Consider the following 17,680-nt stretch of genomic DNA (forward strand, 5'->3'; position numbering starts at 1 on the left):
AGAGGTTACGCCGAACCCGGCCTGACAGGTGGGTCGCATTCCACCGTCCATGCGAGGGTTCCGGAGCGGACGGCGGAACCCGTGTCTCCGGCTTGCGTCAGCGCTTCGCGCAGGCCGCGCGGATCGCGGTCATGTTCGCGGCATAATGTTCGGGCGTCCCGCCCGTGAACACGGCGGAGCCGGCGACGAGCACATCGGCGCCCGCCTCGACCACGAGCGGCGCGGTCTGCGGCGTCACGCCGCCGTCGATCTCGATATGAATGTCCCGGTCGCCGATCATCTGCTTCACGCGCCTGACCTTCTCCACCACCGGTTGGATGAACGCCTGCCCCCCGAAGCCGGGATTGACCGTCATCAGCAGAACGAGATCGAGCCGGTCGAGCACATATTCGATGACGCTCTCGGGGGTCGACGGATTGAGCGACACGCCGGCCTTCTTGCCGAGCGCACGGATCGCCTGGAGCGAGCGGTCCAGATGGGTCGTTGCCTCGGCGTGAACGGTGATGATGTCGCATCCGGCCTGCGCGAACGCTTCCAGGAACGGATCGCAGGGCTCGATCATCAGATGGCAATCGAACACCTTGGGGGACGCGCCCCGCACCGCCTTCACGATCGGCGGGCCGAAGGTGAGATTGGGGACGAAGTGCCCGTCCATGACATCGAGATGGATCCAGTCCGCGCCCGCCTCGTCGACGGCGCGGATCTCCTCGCCGAGGCGCGAGAAGTCGCAGGACAGGATGGACGGCGCGATCAGAAGCGGTTTCATGGCGTGGCTTTCCAGAGGCAGCAAAGAAAAGGGGCGCACGCCGTCGAAGCGCACGCCCCGGTGTCTATCGGAACGATTCCCGCATTCAGGCCGTCAGCGCCCTGGCGGCCTCGATCACGGCCTTCGGCGTGATGCCGAAATGCTCATAGAGCTCGGGCGCCGGCGCCGATGCACCGAAACCGGTCATGCCGATGAAACGGCCCTTGTCGCCGAGCCAGCGATCCCAGCTCATCTGCAGCGCCGCTTCCACCGCGATGCGCGGCGCCTGACCGAGAACCGAGGCGCGATAGGCCGCGTCCTGCTCTGCGAAGAGTTCCATGCAAGGCATCGAGACGACGGCGGCCTTCAACCCCTCGGCCTTCAGGCCGTCCGCCGCCTTCAGCGCGATCTCGATCTCGGAACCGGACGCCATGATCGTGACGTCGCGCGTGCCGTCCGCCTCCCGCAGGACGTAGCCGCCTTTGGCGCTCATGTTCTCGGACACGTCGTCGCGAACCGTCGGAAGGCCCTGACGGGTCAGGGCCAGAACGGACGGACGGTGCGCCTGCGTCAGGGCGATCTCCCACGCCTCGACCGTCTCGATGACGTCGCACGGGCGGAAGACCAGCGTGTTCGGGGTCGCGCGCAGCATGGTCAGGTGCTCGACCGGCTGGTGGGTCGGACCGTCCTCGCCGAGGCCGATCGAATCATGGGTCAGCACGTAGACGACCCTGAGACCCATCAGCGCCGACAGGCGCATGGCGCCCCGCGCATAGTCGGAAAAGACCAGGAAGGTGCCGCCATAGGGGATGAGCCCGCCATAGAGGGCGAGCCCGTTCATCGCCGCCGACATGCCGTGCTCGCGCACGCCGTAATGGATGTAGCGACCGGAAAAGTCGCCGGCCTCGATCGGCGTGATGTTCTTGGTCTTGGTGTTGTTCGATCCGGTCAGGTCGGCCGACCCGCCGATCGTCGTCTGGACCACGTGATTGACGACGTCGAGGGTCATCTCGGAGGCCTTGCGGGTCGCGACCTTGGGCTTCTCGGCGACCAGCGCGTTGCGGAAGTTCTGCATCTCGCCGGAAAAACCGACCGGCAGGATGCCACGGGTGAAGATCTCGAAATCCTGGCGTTTCGGATGATCGGAAAGCTTGCGCTCCCACGCCTCGCGGGCTTGCCTGCCCTTCGTGGCGACCTCGCGCCAACCCTTGACCACGGCCTCCGGCAGGACGAAGGGCTCCGATTCCCAGATCAGCTCCTTGCGCGTCAGGGCGATCTCGTCGTCGCCCAGCACCTCGCCATGGGCGCTCTTCGTGCCGGCCTTGTTGGGCGAGCCGTAGCCAATCACGGTGCGGCAGGCGATGAAGGCAGGCTTGTCGCTCTTGCGCGCCTCTTCGATCACCTTCTCGATCTCGCCGGAATGGTGCCCGTCCACCTGGAAGGTGTTCCATCCGGCGGCCTTGAAGCGGGCGATCTGGTCGGTCTTGGAAGCGATCTCCACCTTGCCGTCGATCGAAATGCCGTTGTCGTCCCAAAGGACGATCAACTTGTTGAGGCACAGCGTGCCGGCCAGATCGATGGCCTCGTGACTGACGCCTTCCATCAGGCAGCCGTCCCCGGCGATCACATAGGTGTAGTGATCGACGAGCCCGTCGCCGAAGCGTGCATTCATCAAGCGCTCGCCGATCGCCATGCCGACGGCGGTGGCGATGCCCTGGCCGAGCGGACCTGTCGTCGTCTCGATGCCGGCGGCGTGGCCGTATTCGGGATGGCCCGCCGTGCGGCTTCCCAGCTGCCGGAAATTCCGGATCTGGTCGATGCCCATGTCCTCGTAGCCGAGCAGATGGTGGATCGCATAGATCAGCATCGAGCCGTGGCCGGCCGACAGCACGAACCGGTCGCGGTTCGGCCAGTCCGGTTTCGACGGATCGATGCTGATGAATTTCTGGAACAGAACGGTCGCGACATCGGCCATGCCCATCGGCATGCCGGGATGGCCCGAATTCGCCTTCTGGACCGCGTCCATGGTGAGGGCGCGGATGGCGTTGGCCATGTCGTTCGGATTGCGATCGGTCGTTTCGGGCGAAGGTTTCTCGGCCATGGCGGGTGGAGCTCTCTCGTCAAGCGGAATTTTCGATCAGGATGCGCGTCGTTTGCGCTCCATCAGTTTCAGAATCAATGGGGTGAGGATCAATTGCATCGCAAGGTCGAGCTTTCCCCCGGGCGCGACGATGCAGTTGGCCCGCGACATGAAGCTGTGGGGGATCATCGACATCAGATAGGGAAAATCGATGCCGCGCGGATTGGCGAAGCGAATGACGATCATCGATTCGTCCGGCGTCGGAATCCAGCGTGCCGTGAAGGGGTTGGACGTGTCGACGATGGGCACGCGCTGGAAGTTGATATCGGTCAGGCCGAATTGCGGGCAGATGTATTTCACGTAGTCCGGCATGCGGCGCAGGATCGTGTCCATCACCGCTTCGGTCGAATAGCCGCGCGTCGAACGATCCCGATGGATCTTCTGGATCCATTCGAGATTGATCACCGGAACGACGCCGATCTTGAGGTCCGCATGCCGGGCCAGGTCGATCGACCCGGTCTTCACGCAGCCGTGCAGGCCCTCGTAGAACAGGAGATCGGACTTTTCCCGAAAGGGCTGCCAGTCGGTGAACTTGCCCTCGGGCAGGCCGTACCGGCTCATTTCCTTCTCGCCGTGCACATAGTGCCGGGTGCGGCCCGTGCCCTTGCGGGCATATTCCTCGAACACCGCCTCGAGTTCCTCGAGGAGATTGGCCTCCGGCGAGAAGTGGGAAAATTGCGGATTTCCGTCGGCCGTCGCGGTCGCCATCTTCAACCGCATGGAATCCCGGTCGTAGCGATGGAACGCGTCGCCCTCGATGAAGGCGGCGTCCACCTGCTCGCGCCGGAAGATCTGTTCGAAGATATCCTTGACGGACGTGGTTCCGGCGCCGGACGAGCCGGTCGTGGCGATGATGGGGTGCTTGGCGGACATGGGTCTGGCGAGCCGTCGGACGTTCAGGCCGTCAAGGCCTGAACAGCGTCCGTTTGCCGAACAGCGGCGAGCGCTCGGCCAGCGCGTCCGAATCGGTCATGTAGCGGCCGATCCGCTCGACCTCGCGCTTGGAGCCGAACACCAGCGGCGTGCGCACGTGCAGGCTTTCGGGTTCGATGTCAAGAATGCGCCGGGCGCCGTCGGTCGCGGCGCCGCCGGCCTGCTCCATCAGCATGGCGACCGGGTTCGCCTCGTACATCAGCCGCAGGCGGCCCTTCTGGTAGCCCTTGCGCTCGTCGCCGGGATAGAGGAACACGCCGCCGCGCTGGAGAATCCGGTAGGCGTCCGCGACCAGCGAGCCGACATAGCGCATTCCGAAGTCGCGCTCGCGCGGGCCCTCCGCGCCGGCCAGGCAATCGTCGATATAGTTGCGGATGTGCACGTCCCAATGGCGGTAGTTCGACATGTTGGCGGAGAATTCGCGCGAGCGATCGGCCACCATCACCGAGGCGGCCTGCTCCACGAAGCCGCCGAACTTCGGGGAGAAGAGGAAGACGTGCGTGCCGTTGCCGACCGTCAGGACGAGCTGAAGCTGGGGGCCGTAGGTGAAGAAGCCCGCGGCGAGCTGGTTCGCGCCCTTCTGCTCGAAGACGCTCTTCGGGTTTTTCCGGTGGGCGTCCGTGACGGGCAGGATCGAGAAGATCGTGCCGATCGACACATTGGTCGAAATGTTGGACGAGCCGTCGAGCGGGTCGATCGCGATGGCGTGGAGACCATCCTTGGACAGGGTCACGGCCTCGTCCTGCTCCTCGGAGCCGAAGAAGGCGAACGACGAATCGCGTGCGGCCTGCAGGAACGCCTTGTCGGCGATCACGTCGAGCTCTTTCTGGATGTCGCCATCAGAATTGCTGTCGCCGCGCTGGCCGCCGAGATCGTTGCCGGAGCCGCCCTCGATGATCGTGTTGCGAACCTTGATGGATGCGGTGCAGAGATGCCGGATCGCCTCCGCGATCTGTCGCTGCCCCTCGTCGGCGTCGAGCGCGGATCTGAGGTAGGCGTCGAGCGACGATGACATGGCGTTCTCCTCTTCTTCGCGCGCGGGATACGCGCGCGTTTTCCTTACACTACGCGGACGGTCGAAGAGCAAGGTTCTCGGCCCGCAGAAAATGACAGGGGCGGCCGGGACGCGAGGGCGGACCGCCCGCGGGGGGCGACCGGGATGTATCCTCGGCGTGTTTGCCCGCTTCGCGCCGCAATGGTCGCCCGAAAGCGGCTACGCCTCGTCCGCCCGCACGCTCCGGTCGGGCGGGCGAGGCCCTCCGAGAAACGCCGGAGGATCGATGAGCGGGGCGCGCGCGAGCGCTCCGATCGTGCCGGAGCCGGTGCAGAAGCATGCGATCCTCAAGGTCTCGATCACGTCCTCGAAGTGAACGATCACGTCCTGCGTCGACCGGTCGGCGGCCTTCAGCGTCGCGGCCGCCTGTCCGACGATATCGGCGCCGCAGCGAATTGCCTGGGCGACCTCGATGCCGGTCGTCACGCCGCCCGAGCCGACGAGCGGTATGGACGGGCAGGCCGTGCGCACATCCGCGATGGCCCGCGCGGTTCCGATGCCCCAATCGGTGAACAGCCGCGCCACCGCCCTGCGGCGCGGGTCCTCGGTGCGCTCGGCCTCCACCGCAGCCCAGCTCGTGCCGCCGGCACCCGCAACGTCGATGACCGATACGCCGGCGTCCACCAGACGGCGGGCGATCCGGCCCGAAATGCCGGATCCGACCTCCTTGACCACGATCGGCACGCGCAATCGTGCGCACAGGCGCTCGATCGCCGGAAGAACCCCGCGCCAATCCGTGTCGCCGCCGCTCTGGACCGCCTCCTGCAGGGGGTTGAGATGGACGATGAGGGCGTCCGCGCCGATCATCTCCACCGCGCGCATCGCCTCGCGCTCGCCATAGCCGAGCACGAACTGCGCGCCGCCGATGTTTGCCAGCAGCGGCACGGAGGGTGCGAGATCGCGCAGGGAGCGATCGAGCCCGCCGCCGCCGCGTCCCTCGAGCGCGACCCGCTGCGAGCCGACGGCAAGCGCGATGCCGAGCGCTTCGGCGGCTTCGGCCAGACGGGTGTTGATGCGCCCGGCCCGGTCCGGTCCCCCGGTCATGGAGGAGATCAGCAGCGGCGCGGCCAGTCGCTTGCCCAGAAAATCGACCGAAAGGTCGATCCCGGCGAGGCTGAGTTCGGGAAGCGCGGCGTGCTCGAACCGAATGTCGCCAAGCCCGGTAGTTGCCCTGTCGCGGCGCGCATGGCCCTGCGAAAGGACGATATCGAGGTGATCGCTCTTGCGCCGGTCGATATCGCTGGGGACCGTTTCGCCGCTTTCGTTGCGCATGCTCATGAATGCGGTACCTGCATTTCCTGATCGTATTTCGCTGTAACCGTGTTAGCATCCGAACTGAGTATGTCGCCAGTCAGCGCAAGGATCGAGGTTACGTTGTCTTTCCGTGTCATGGGAACCGCAGCATGAGTTTGGCGGCTTCCGAAGAATTCAACCGCCTTCGCGAGCGGATCGAGAAGCGGCTTGGCGAGACGCTTCCCCCCAGCCTCGAAGGCCAGGCGTCCCTTCGCGACGCGATCGAGACCAGCGTCCTGGCGCCGGGCAAGCGACTGCGCCCGATGCTGGCGGTCCTGACCGCGATCGATCTGGACGGCGACGTCGATGCCGCGATCGACGGCGGCTGCGCCATCGAACTCATTCACACCGCTTCGCTCGTCCTCGACGACCTGCCCTGCATGGACGATGCCACCTTGCGGCGCGGCAGGCCGCCGACCCATGTGGCGTTCGGCGAGGACACCGCGCTTCTCGCCGTCATCGCCATCGTCGCGCGCGCCTTCGAGATCGTCGCCGCCACGCCCACCCTCAATCCCGAGCAGCGCACCCGCAGCGTCGCGGCGCTCGGCAAGGCGGTCGGCACCCACGGCCTCGTCGCCGGACAGTTCGCCGACCTCAAGGGCTCCCAGGAAACGCGCTCGGAAGACGATGTCGCGCGCACCAACGCCCTGAAGACGGGCGCGCTGTTTCTCGCCGCCATCGAGATCGGCATGATCGGCAGCGGCGCGCCGCAGGAAACGCGCCGCGAACTCGAGGCCTTCGCCCGTGAACTCGGCCTCGCGTTCCAGCTCCTCGACGACCTTCTCGACGACGGTCCGAACGCCGGCGCGATCGGCAAGGATGTCGGCCAGGACCGCGGCAAGTCGACGATCGTCTCGATGATCGGGCGCGCTTCGACGGAAGATCAGATCGACCGGCACATGCGCAGCGCGCTTGGCCATCTGGAAGCCGGACTCGGCCCGGACAGCCGCCTGGCGCTTCTGCTTCACGTCATCTGGAAGACCGCGCGCCAGGAGACCGCCCATCACAAGGCCGGCCAGGCGAAGGCCGGCGACCGCGTGGACGAACCGGCCGGGATGCAGTGATCCTTCGCCCGCGGCCGTCCGTTCCCGGCTGGCGCCCCGCCCCCGGGCGATCCGCCTGTTGATCATGACGCTTCAAGGCCGCGATGCCTGTTGATTCGCCGGACGAGAGACGTCAAGGATCGTCCATGAACGAGATGATCTACAAAATCATGACGCGCGCCGAGTGGAACGCGTTCCAGAGCGCGGGCGTCTTCACCGGTGCGCCGGTCGATCTTGCCGACGGATACATCCACTTCTCCACCGGCGGGCAGGCGCCCGAGACGGCATCCCGGCATTTTGCCGGGCAGGAGGATCTGTGGCTGGTCGCCGTCGATCCGGCTTTGCTGGGCGACGCGCTGACATGGGAGCCTTCGCGCGGCGGGGTGCTGTTTCCCCATCTCTATGCCGCCCTTGCGCTCGATCAGGTGGCCCTCGCCGAGCCCTTGCCGCTCGGCGACGACGGCCGCCACCGTTTCCCCTCCGGCGTGACGGGACCGGCCGCATGATGGCGCTTTATCGCCTCGCCAGGCCCGCGATCTTCCGCATGGACCCGGAGAAGGCCCACGATCTTTCGATCGCGGCCCTCAAGCGCGGTCTCGTCTCGGGCGGAAAGATTCCGGTGGACGATCGCCTGCGCACGACGGTCGCCGGCCTCGCCTTTCCGAACCCGCTCGGGCTGGCCGCCGGTTACGACAAGAACGCCGAGGTTCCGGACAGGCTGCTGAAGCTTGGCTTCGGCTTCGTCGAGGTCGGCACGCTGACGCCAAAGCCCCAGGACGGAAACCCGAAACCGCGCCTGTTCCGGCTGGCGGCGCAAGGGGCCGTCATCAACCGGTTCGGCTTCAACAATTGCGGCCATGCCGACGCGATCGAGCGACTGGCCGCCCGCCGCCGCAAGCCCGGCATCGTCGGCGTCAATATCGGCGCCAACAAGAATGCCGCCGACCGCGTCGCCGACTATGTGCAGGGCGTCACCAGTTTCGCGCCGCTCGCCTCCTATCTGACCGTCAACGTCTCCTCGCCGAACACGCCGGGCCTTCGGGACCTCCAGGCCGCGAACGAATTGGACAGGCTTCTCGATTACGTCATCGCGGCACGAAACGGCGAGGCGGCGGTGTCGGCGACGGCGAAGGTCCCGGTGTTCCTGAAAGTCGCGCCCGACCTCACCCTCACCCAGATCTCCGAAATCTCCGCCATCGCCCTGAAGCGGAAGGTCGACGGGCTGATCGTCTCGAACACGACGCTTTCGCGCGAAGGCGTCGACCGGTTCGTCGAGGCGCACGAAAAGGGTGGCCTGTCCGGCCGGCCGCTCCTCGGCCGTTCGAACGCGGTGCTGGCCAATTTCCGCAGGGCGCTCGGCCCGAATATCGCGCTGATCGGGGTCGGCGGCGTCTTTGATACGGCGAGCCTGGTGCAGAAGATCGAGGCCGGCGCCGATCTCGTGCAGCTCTACACCGCACTCGTCTATGGCGGTCCCGCGCTTCCCGCGCGGATCGTCCGGGGTCTCCTCGACCATGTGCGCGAGCGTGGTCTCGACAGCATCCGCCCGTTGCGCGACACGCGCGTCGAGGAATTTGCCGAAAGCCACGCCCTCGGCGCCTGACGGCGCAGCCTCGGGCAACGAACGGGCGGGCATCGAACGATGCCCCCGGACAATCATCGGCCGTATCAAGACGCCGCGCGTGCGCCGAACCTTCACGCGTCACACCCTCGGAACCTCCACCGTCGGGCGCGACACCGTCAGGCGAAGGCGTCCTGCCTCTCGCGCGCCTTGCGCACCTCGTGACGCTTGTTGAGGAGCGTCGCCACGAGGACGGCGACGGTGACGACGCCGATGAGGATCGTGCACACCGCATTGATCTCCGGCGTCACCCCAAGGCGTACCGCGCTGTAGATCTTCATCGGCAGGGTCGTGGCGGCCGGGCCGGTGGTGAAGCTTGCGACGACGAGATCGTCGAGCGAGAGCGTGAAGGCGAGAAGCCAGCCCGCCGCCACCGCCGGCCAGATGATCGGCAGCGTGATCGAGACGAAGGTGCGCGCCGGCGTCGCCCCCAGATCCATCGCGGCCTCCTCGAGCGAGCGATCGAGGGACAGGAGCTTCGTCTGCACGACGATCGCGACGAAGCACATGGAGAAGGTGATGTGCGCGAGCGTCACGGTCCAGAAGCCGCGGTCGAAATCGATCGCGACGAACAGAAGCAGCAGCGACAGGCCGGTGATCACCTCGGGCATGACGAGCGGCGCGTAGACCATGCCGGTGAACAGCACGCGCCCGCGAAACCGGGTGTAGCGGGTCAGGGCGATCGCCGCGAACGTGCCAAGAAGGGTCGCGACGCTGGCCGACAGGACGCCGACGCGAAGGGTGACCCAGGCCGCATCGATCAGACCCTCATTGCTGGAGAGCTGTCCGTACCATTTGGTCGAGAAGCCCGCCCAGACCGTGACGAGCCGCGATTCGTTGAACGAGAAGATCACGAGGATCAGGATCGGCAGGTAGAGGAAACTGAAGCCCACCACCAGCGACACGATGTTGAATGCGGTCCAGCCCTGTCTCACGTGGTCGCCTCCCGATCCTGGATCCGCTGGAAGATGACGATGGGAACGACGAGGATCAGGAGAAGGATGATCGCCACGGCGGAGGAGACCGGCCAGTCCCGATTGTTGAAGAACTCCATCCACAAGGTCTTGCCGATCATCAGCGTGCTCGAACCGCCCAGGAGATCGGGGATGACGAATTCGCCTACAGCGGGAATGAAGACGAGGAAACAGCCGGCCAAGACGCCGCGGAACGACAGCGGGAAGGTGATCGTCCAGAAGGATTTCAGCGGCGTCGAGCCGAGATCGGCGGCGGCTTCCAGCAGCTGCCTGTCCATGCGGTCGAGATTGGCGAAGATCGGCAGGACCATGAACGGCAGATAGGAATAGACGATGCCGATGAAGATCGCGGTTTCCGTGTTCGTGATGATCAACGGCGCATCGATCAGCCCGAGATACATCAGGAACTGGTTGAGCAGCCCCTCGGGCTTGAGGATGCCGATCCAGGCATAGACGCGGATGAGAAAGCTCGTCCAGAACGGCAGGATCACCAGCATCAAGAGAAACGGCTTCCACCGCGCGGAGGCCTGCGACATCGCGTAAGCCAGCGGATAGCCGATCATAAGTGTCAGCACCGTCGAGATCAGCGCGATCCGCAGGCTGGTCACGTAGGAGTTGATGTAGAGGGAATCGCTGGCGATCCACGTATAGTTGTCGATCGTGAGCTGCTGCAGCCCGCTCCACCATGTCGAGGGATCGCCGAAGGTGGGCGTGTAGGGCGGAATCGCGGTCGCGATCTGCGAAACGGACAGCTTCAGGACGATCAGGAACGGAATGAGGAACAGCGCGCCCAACCAGAGATAGGGCACGCCGATGGTGATGCGCCTGAACATCCCGCTCTTCTGGATCGCCATCCCGCCTCCTCCTCAGCCGGTCAACAGAAGGCCGGCATCCGGCTCGAAGCAGACCCAGGCCCGGTCGTCCCAGGTGAGCTGCATCGGGCTCGATCGCGCGCTGTTGACCATCGAGACCCGGATGATGTTTCCGTCGTCGAGCTTCAGGTGGAAGGAGGTCATGTCGCCGATATAGGCGATTTCCCAGACCTCGCCCGATATCACGTTGGGGCCTTCGAGCGCTTTCGACGAGATCTTCAGTTTCTCCGGCCGCACCGCGTAGGACACGCGGTCTCCGACTGCGGTCCCGACGGCGTTTTCGCCGTTCGCGTCGATCTTGAGAGCGTAGCCACTATCGGTCTCGACCGTCAGCCGGTCGCCGTTCCGGTTCGTGACCTTGCCGTCGAAAATGTTCACCGTTCCAATGAAATCGGCCACGAACCGCGATCTGGGAGCTTCGTAGATTTCCGGCGGCGTGCCGATCTGCAGAATACGGCCGTCGCCCATCACCGCGATCCGGTCGGCCATGGTCATCGCCTCCTCCTGATCGTGGGTGACCATGATGAAGGTCATGCCGAGCTCGTATTGCAGGTCGGTCAGTTCGAACTGGGTTTCCTCGCGCAGCTTCTTGTCGAGCGCGCCCAGCGGCTCGTCGAGAAGCAGCACCTTGGGGCGCTTCACCAGCGAACGCGCCAGCGCGACGCGCTGCTGCTGGCCGCCGGACAATTGATGCGGCTTGCGCTTGCCGTACTTTTCGAGCTTCACGAGTTTCAGGACCTCGGCCACCCGGTCGTCCCGCTCGGACCTGGCGACGCCGTCCTGCTTCAGGCCGAAGGCGATGTTGGCCTCCACGTTCATGTGCGGAAACAGAGCGTAGGACTGGAACATCATGTTGATCGGCCGCCTGTGCGGCGCGATCCCGGTCATGTCCTCGCCATCGAGGATGATCCGGCCGCTTGTCGGGCGCTCGAAACCGGCCAAGAGCCTCAGGAGCGTCGACTTGCCCGAGCCCGACGCCCCCAGGAGTGCGAAGAACTCCCGTTCGAAGACATTGAGGGAAAGATCGTCGATCGCCGCCGTGCCGTCGAAGATCTTCGTCACGCCCTCGAAACGGATGAAGGGCTTTGCTTCGGGATTGGTCCAGGGCGAGAAGCTTCGGCGCACCGATCCGAGGGACTGATTTTTCAAGGGCCGGGTCCTCGAGCGGGAAGGAAGGCCGCATCCGCGAGGGGTTGTCCCCCCCGCGCATGCGGCGGACGGAACTGTCCTTACTGACCGGTCACCACGCGGGTCCACAGGCGCGTCACCAGGCGCTGCTCGCGCGGCCCCTTGCTCAGCACCGCGAACAGGCGCTCACGCGTCTCCGCGTCGGGATAGATGCTCGGATCGTTGAGGATCTCGGGGTCGACGAACTCCTCCGACGCCGCGTTCCCGTTGGCGTAGTTGACCACGTTCGTCGCCTTTGCGATCGGTTCGGGACGCATCATGTAGTTCATGAATTCGAGCGCAGCTTCCGGGTGCGGCGCATCGGCGGGGATCGCCATATTGTCGACCCAGATGACGGCGCCTTCCTTGGGAATGACGTACTGGATATCGACGCCCTGTCCGGCCTCTTCCGCCCGGTCGCGCGCCTGCAGGATATCGCCGGACCATCCGTGCGCGAGGCAGATGTCGCCATTGGCGAGGGCCTGGATATATTCGGACGAATTGAACTTGCGGATATAGGGCTTGACGGAGAGAAGCAGATCCTCCGCCTTCTGAAGATCGTCCGGATCGTTGGAATTGGGATCGAGACCCAGATAGTTCAGCGCCGCCGGGACCACCTCTTCCGACGTGTTCAGCATGTAGATGCCGCAATCGGACAGCTTTTCGGCCAGCGCCGGATCGAACAGCAGATCATAGGTGTTGAGCGGCTGGTCCTCGCCGAGCCGTTCCTTGACCATCTCGGTGTTCAGGCCGAGGCCGGTCGTGCCCCACATGTAGTTGACGGCATGTTCGTTGCCCGGATCGTATCGGGCGAGACGCTTCATCACTTCCGGATCGAGATTGTCCCAGTTGGTCAGCTTCTCCCGATCGAGCTTGGCGAAAACGCCCGCCTTGATCTGGCGCTCCAGGAACGTGCCGGTCGGAACCACGATATCGTAGCCCGAACCGCCTGCCAGAAGCTTGGTCTCGAGAATTTCGTTGGAATCGAAGACATCGTAATTGACCTCGATCCCGGTTTCCTTGGTGAAATCCTCGAGGATCGACTCGTCGATATAGTCCGACCAGTTGTAGACGTTGACGACGCGGTCCTGTGCGTGCGCGGTTCCGGTCATGGTGGCGGCGAGTGCCGCGCCGATGGCGAGAAGAAAAGTCCGGTTCATCAAACAGCTGCCCCGTGTTCGGTCACAAATGGTGGCCCCTCGCGCATGGACTGGTCGCGGGCGCAAGGGCGTTTCGTGCCTTTGTATATGGACCGGAGAAACTGACGTCCATGGCAGCAACGGCGATTTTCGGATGCGACAGCGCCAAAAAGTGGCAATTCGCTATCGCGCAGCTCGTTCGGCGAAGGCTGCAAGGAGAGCCGGAAACGCATCCCTCTCAGGAAATCTCTCGAAGCTGTGGACGGCCGGGGTCTTGGCCCAGGCCAGTCTTTCGGACGTATATGTTTCGATGAACGGCTCGTACGTGTCTGCCGTGTCGAGAAGCGTCGCACGCACATTGACGAGTTCATCCATCCCTTCGATCAGGGTAAAGAGCCAGCTCTTGCAATGGTCGCAGAACTGATGGCGCAGACCGCCATGCAGTCCGCCGATCACGGTCTCGCCCTCGGTCACCTCGAAGGCCGATATCGGATAAAGGGCGCTGAGCGAGAACGCGCTCCCCGTCATCTTCTGGCATCCCGTGCAATGGCAGGCGGACGTCACGAGCGGCTCCCCCCGTACGAGAAAGCGCACGCGTCCACATCGGCATTCGCCATGGGAGAGTTTGTCGGAATTGGTCATCATCGCCTCCGCCGCAGGACTTGCGCTTATCTAGCAAACTTATCGTCCGACTTGCAGCCTCTCAGGGAAGTTTGACCGCGCTCACACCGTCCGAAAGAGCTTCATGGGGGGTGAGCTGGCTGACCATGAATCGAGCGCCCTCGCCAAAGCTGTGCAGTTTCTCGGGGCGAACGAGGTGGCCCGCATCCTCAAATCCGAAGCGGCTCCAGAAAGCGGCTGTTCCATAGACGGACACGAGACACGCCCGACGAAGGCCGGACGCAGACGCGAGCAGCTGCCCGAGCGCGGCGCCGGCAAGCGAACGCCCCCGCATCTCCGGCACGATCGCCACATCATGAACGTAGAACGCGTCGGCATCGGGCGCGAGCCGATCCATGACAGCGCCGAGGGCCGGCGGCTCGGGAAAGCGGATCGGATGGCCGATGGCGTAGCCGGCGATCCCGGCCCCGTCCTCCAGCACGAGCGTTCCCGCCGGCCAAAGGGCGAGACGATTGGCGAACACCTCCGGCGGCTCGGGCAAGGCTGGATGAACCAGATCGGCGATGCGGAGGACCGCGTCGAGATCGCCGCGTCGCATAAGCCGCCATTCGGCCGAACCGGTTCGCGTGGGGTCCGTCATGGCCGGGTCAGGCGTTCGTGGTCTCGCGCGAATGGCGCGACGCCTCGTCGCCGTCGACGCCGACGGCGGTGCGCAGGCCCATCAGGCGCGCCTTGATCGCCTCGATCTCCGCCTGCATCTCGCGCGCTTCCTGCGCACTGGACGGTCCCGTCCGCGATCCCGTCTCGCCGCTCTCGCGCCGTTCCTGCCGAAGCGCGGTCACGGCTTCCGACAGCGAGCGGGCGCGGGGCTTGCCGGCAGCCCCCTCGGCGGCCGCCGGTTGCTCTGCCGGCAATGCGGTCGCGGGCGGCAGGCGCCATTTGCGGCGCGCGGCGGGCATCGTGTCCCGGGCGCCGGCGTCTTCCCGCGCCGCGTCACGCGCGTCCGCGGAGACCTCGGCACGCTGCGTGCGCTGGTCGGGACGATGGTCGCTGCCCGCGCGCATCGCCAGCGCGTACCCGGCGGCGTCGTCGGCGTGCGGAGGTGCCGAAGCGTTGCCCGTCTCGTATCCGCCCGTGGGCAAGACCCGTTCGCCATAGCCTTGACCCTGCGCACCGATCCGGTCCGGCAGGCGCGTATCGCTCTGGCGCAAGGCGCCGAAGCCGGCCGACGACGTCGATCGTGCGGCAATGCGGTAATCGTGCGCGGCCTTTTGCAGCTCCTCGTCGTCGCGCCTTGCATAACCTGCACGATTCTGCGCCATGGCTCGCTTCACCGGGCCCCACAGGGCCCAGATGGTGGCAAGGCCGAGCCCCACGATCAGCCCGGCGAGGAAACCGATCAAAACCATGTTGCGCCGCGACATGCTCGCGGGATCGAGCGGTGCGGTCGCCGCCGAGATCACGCGCACGTTGGCGGTGTTGAGCATTTCCTGCTCGCCGGTCTCGCGGGCCCTCAGGAGAAACGCCTCGTAGATCGCGCGCGACGCCTCGACCTCGCGTTCCAGTTCGCGCAACTTCACGAAGGAGCCGCTGGTCTCGAGCTGCTTGGTCTTCAAGCGGTCGATCTGGCCGGTCAGGTCGCCATCGGTCGATTCGGCCCGGGACAGTTCGGTCTGCGTGGCGGCGACGATCCGGCCGACTTCGGCCCGTATCGCCGTGCGCGCGGCCTCGAGCGCCTGCGCATTGGCGATCATGCGCGGATGCCGCTCGCCGAGCGAGGCCGCGAGAACCGCCTGCTGCTGACTGAGTTCGGCGTAGTTGGTGCGAAGCCGGTTCAGCGCCTCGGAGGTCAGTTCCTCCGGGAACGATCCCTCGACGACGTCGTCGACGCTGGCCGAACGCATCTGCTCGGCCGTGTTGCGCAGGGCCGTGACCTCGCCGCGCGAGCGGGCAAGCTGATCGTTGATCCGCAGGATGTAGTCGTCGTCGACAAGGCGGCCGCCGACGCCGACGAGGCGGTTCTCCACCTTGTATTCCTCGACCGCGCGCTCGGCCCGGCCGACGCTTTCCTTCAGCTCCTCGAGCCGCCCGGACAGGGCGTCGCTCGCGCGCCGCGCCGTCGTCGACTGCACCTCGCCGAGCTCGGCGATGAAGGCCTGGCCGAGAAGATTGGCGAGCTGCGCCGACTTCTGCGCCGACGTCGATCGGACGCTCAGGTGCAGGACGAAGCTCTTCGGCTCGCGGAAGACCTTCATGTGCTCGCGGAAATTGCGCAGCGTCACAAGTTCGATGCGCGACAGGGGCGCGCCCTCGGGCGACGCCGTCGCCTTTTCGGTGAGGCCGAGAAAGTCCTTCACCGAGCCGAGGATGGAAAAGCCGGTTCCGTTATAGTCGGGATCGTTGAGAAGATCGGCCTGGCGGATGACTGACAAAAGGACTTCGTTCGAATGGATGACCGCCGTCTGGCTTTCGATGAGCGCAAGGGTCGCGTCGCTCGGCAGGCCGTTCGGCGTCACCTCGTTCTGGACCACCTTGATATCGCGCGGATCGACGAGGATCTGCGTCGTCGCCTCGTAGAGCTTGGGCGTCACAAGAGCGACCGCCGTCGCAAGGCCCGCGCCGATCAGCCCGCAGAGGAGAATGACATAACGTGCCCGCCAGAGTTTTCCGATGAGAAAGAGCGGGTCGACCAGCGCCCGCCCCGCAAAGGCTTCGGGCGGCTCCTGCGAAGGGCGTGCGCTCGAGGCCGACGGATTGGCGGCAGGATCTGGTTTCGCGGTGAACATGATCGTTATCGGCCCGTCAAAGTTCCGTAAGCGAGACGTACCAAAGCGTTCGGATGGTGCCTCTCGGCAACGATTGTCGCCGCTTATGCTCAAGAAACGGTTAAAACCCGAAAGTCTCAGGCGCCGGCCGCCAGACGCCGTTTCAGGAGCGCCATCCAGTCCTTGGCCTCGTAGTCGCGGGTCAGCGGCAAGGGGCGATGGGGCGTGCCGTCCGAGCGCGGCATCAGGTCCGGGATCCAGGTGTAACGATCGGTGATGCCCCAGGCGACGACCATGGCAGGTGCCTTCCAGGCAAAGACCGCGTCGAGAAGATCGTCCACCAGCCCGTAGGCGATCCGGTCCATCTCGTCCGGCCCGTCGAAGGTTTCCAGATCGATGACGTCGAGCTCCGTGACGAGCAGTTCGATGCCCATCCTGTCGAGTTCGCGATGGAACGCCTCGACCGCGTCCTTGTCGATCGTCCGGCCGGCGTAGAGATGGCCCTGGATCCCGACGCCGTCCACCCGCACGCCGCCATCCTGCAACTGGCGCACCAGATCGAGCATGACGCCGCGTCGCACGTCGTAGAGGTCGCCGACGAATTCCAGATCGTAATCGTTGACGACGAGCCGGGCACCGGGATCGGTCCGCGCCACGGTCCGCAGCGCCAGCGGAATGTGGCGCGGCCCGAGCATTCTCAGCCAGTAGGTATCGCGCAGCGGCCCATCCTCGCGCGGATCGAAGGCCAGCACCTCGTTGACGACGTCCCACCCCGTCAGCTTGCCCTTGTAGCGATCGCTCACCCGTTCGATGTGATCGACGAGGACGCGCTCGGCGTCGCGCGCCGTGTCGATCCGCTCCACCCAGGAAGGCGTCGCGCCCCACCACACGTGGCAGGTACCGCGGCTCGTCTTGCCGTTGGACAGGGCGAGATCGACGATCCGGTCGGCGGGCGCGAAATTCCATTCGTCCCGGGCGGGATGGATCAGGTCGAACTTCAGCTCGTTCATCGGCATCACGAGATCGCAATGCGCGAGGAAGGCGCCGATATAATCGGGATCGCTGTCGAGATATTCGCTCTGGATCGCGCCGCCGAAGGCGACGCTCTTTCCGGCTTGCGCGGCAGCCGGGCCGGCCGGCAGGCCCGCGGCGGAAACGCCGAGCGCGCCGGCGGCACCGAGGCCAGCCTTGAGGACGGAACGACGCGTTAACGCGTGGCGCCTATGCTGACCGAAACGCAAGCCGTTGTTATGTCTGGACTGCGCGAGATCGCCATCGCGTTCACCGGTCATCGACGCCCCTTCGAAGTGACG

At 65.4% G+C, this 17,680-nt stretch carries 16 protein-coding genes; 3 read left to right on the forward strand and 13 right to left on the reverse strand.

All coding sequences use genetic code 11. From position 1 onward, the window contains the following. Positions 1-97: 97 nt before the first annotated feature. The 5 genes from rpe to fni all read right to left on the reverse strand — a co-directional run bounded on the left by rpe (position 98) and on the right by fni (position 6,150). Positions 98-766, reverse strand: coding sequence for a ribulose-phosphate 3-epimerase (gene rpe / locus U0C82_RS02040; RefSeq protein WP_322185386.1), 669 nt, complete (start codon positions 764-766; stop codon positions 98-100). 85 nt (positions 767-851) lie between these two features. After that, positions 852-2,846, reverse strand: a complete 1,995-nt coding sequence (gene tkt, locus U0C82_RS02045) for a transketolase (RefSeq protein ID WP_322185387.1) — start codon at positions 2,844-2,846, stop codon at positions 852-854. 36 nt (positions 2,847-2,882) lie between these two features. Beyond that, positions 2,883-3,758 carry a phosphoribulokinase gene (locus tag U0C82_RS02050; RefSeq protein WP_322185388.1) on the reverse strand — a complete coding sequence of 292 codons (876 nt, stop codon included), beginning with the start codon at positions 3,756-3,758 and terminating at the stop codon, positions 2,883-2,885. 31 nt (positions 3,759-3,789) lie between these two features. After that, positions 3,790-4,833, reverse strand: coding sequence for a class 1 fructose-bisphosphatase (locus U0C82_RS02055; protein ID WP_322185389.1), 1,044 nt, complete (start codon positions 4,831-4,833; stop codon positions 3,790-3,792). A gap of 198 nt (positions 4,834-5,031) precedes the next feature. Next, entirely contained in the window at positions 5,032-6,150 is a 1,119-nt protein-coding gene (gene fni, locus U0C82_RS02060; protein WP_322185390.1) for a type 2 isopentenyl-diphosphate Delta-isomerase, read from the reverse strand. 125 nt (positions 6,151-6,275) lie between these two features. Between fni and U0C82_RS02065 the strand changes: the two genes are divergently transcribed. The 3 genes from U0C82_RS02065 (at position 6,276) to U0C82_RS02075 (ending at position 8,811) form a co-directional block, all read left to right on the forward strand. Next, entirely contained in the window at positions 6,276-7,229 is a 954-nt protein-coding gene (locus tag U0C82_RS02065; protein ID WP_322185391.1) for a polyprenyl synthetase family protein, read from the forward strand. 125 nt (positions 7,230-7,354) lie between these two features. Beyond that, positions 7,355-7,714 carry a DUF952 domain-containing protein gene (locus U0C82_RS02070; protein WP_322185392.1) on the forward strand — a complete coding sequence of 120 codons (360 nt, stop codon included), beginning with the start codon at positions 7,355-7,357 and terminating at the stop codon, positions 7,712-7,714. Then, positions 7,711-8,811, forward strand: a complete 1,101-nt coding sequence (locus U0C82_RS02075; protein ID WP_322185393.1) for a quinone-dependent dihydroorotate dehydrogenase — start codon at positions 7,711-7,713, stop codon at positions 8,809-8,811. Before U0C82_RS02070 ends, U0C82_RS02075 begins: the two co-directional genes overlap by 4 nt. A gap of 137 nt (positions 8,812-8,948) precedes the next feature. Here U0C82_RS02075 and U0C82_RS02080 read toward each other — a convergent pair whose 3' ends face one another. The 8 genes from U0C82_RS02080 to U0C82_RS02115 all read right to left on the reverse strand — a co-directional run bounded on the left by U0C82_RS02080 (position 8,949) and on the right by U0C82_RS02115 (position 17,659). Next, positions 8,949-9,764, reverse strand: coding sequence for an ABC transporter permease (locus tag U0C82_RS02080; protein ID WP_322185394.1), 816 nt, complete (start codon positions 9,762-9,764; stop codon positions 8,949-8,951). Further along, a complete protein-coding gene (locus U0C82_RS02085; protein WP_322185395.1) occupies positions 9,761-10,657 on the reverse strand; it encodes an ABC transporter permease subunit in 897 nt (298 codons plus the stop codon). The genes U0C82_RS02080 and U0C82_RS02085 overlap by 4 nt, the downstream gene beginning before the upstream one ends. A gap of 12 nt (positions 10,658-10,669) precedes the next feature. Further along, positions 10,670-11,824, reverse strand: coding sequence for an ABC transporter ATP-binding protein (locus U0C82_RS02090; protein WP_322185396.1), 1,155 nt, complete (start codon positions 11,822-11,824; stop codon positions 10,670-10,672). Between the two features lie 80 nt (positions 11,825-11,904). Then, entirely contained in the window at positions 11,905-13,002 is a 1,098-nt protein-coding gene (locus U0C82_RS02095; protein WP_322185397.1) for a polyamine ABC transporter substrate-binding protein, read from the reverse strand. A gap of 162 nt (positions 13,003-13,164) precedes the next feature. Continuing rightward, positions 13,165-13,623 (reverse strand): GFA family protein, encoded by a 459-nt coding sequence (locus U0C82_RS02100; protein WP_322185398.1) that lies wholly within the window; start codon positions 13,621-13,623, stop codon positions 13,165-13,167. A 61-nt stretch (positions 13,624-13,684) separates the two neighbouring features. Next, positions 13,685-14,242: a GNAT family N-acetyltransferase gene (locus U0C82_RS02105; protein WP_322185399.1), complete on the reverse strand. Its 558-nt coding sequence runs from the start codon at positions 14,240-14,242 to the stop codon at positions 13,685-13,687. A gap of 7 nt (positions 14,243-14,249) precedes the next feature. Next, the gene (locus U0C82_RS02110) at positions 14,250-16,388 is read right to left on the reverse strand and encodes a GumC family protein (protein ID WP_322185400.1); all 2,139 of its coding nucleotides are present in this window, start codon (positions 16,386-16,388) and stop codon (positions 14,250-14,252) included. Positions 16,389-16,504: 116 nt separating this feature from the next. Continuing rightward, complete coding sequence (locus U0C82_RS02115; RefSeq protein ID WP_322185401.1) at positions 16,505-17,659, reverse strand: endo-1,4-beta-xylanase; 1,155 nt, start codon at positions 17,657-17,659, stop codon at positions 16,505-16,507. Between the last annotated feature and the right edge of the window lie 21 nt (positions 17,660-17,680).

Source organism: Fulvimarina uroteuthidis, from assembly GCF_034321785.1.
GTDB lineage: Bacteria > Pseudomonadota > Alphaproteobacteria > Rhizobiales > Rhizobiaceae > Fulvimarina > Fulvimarina uroteuthidis.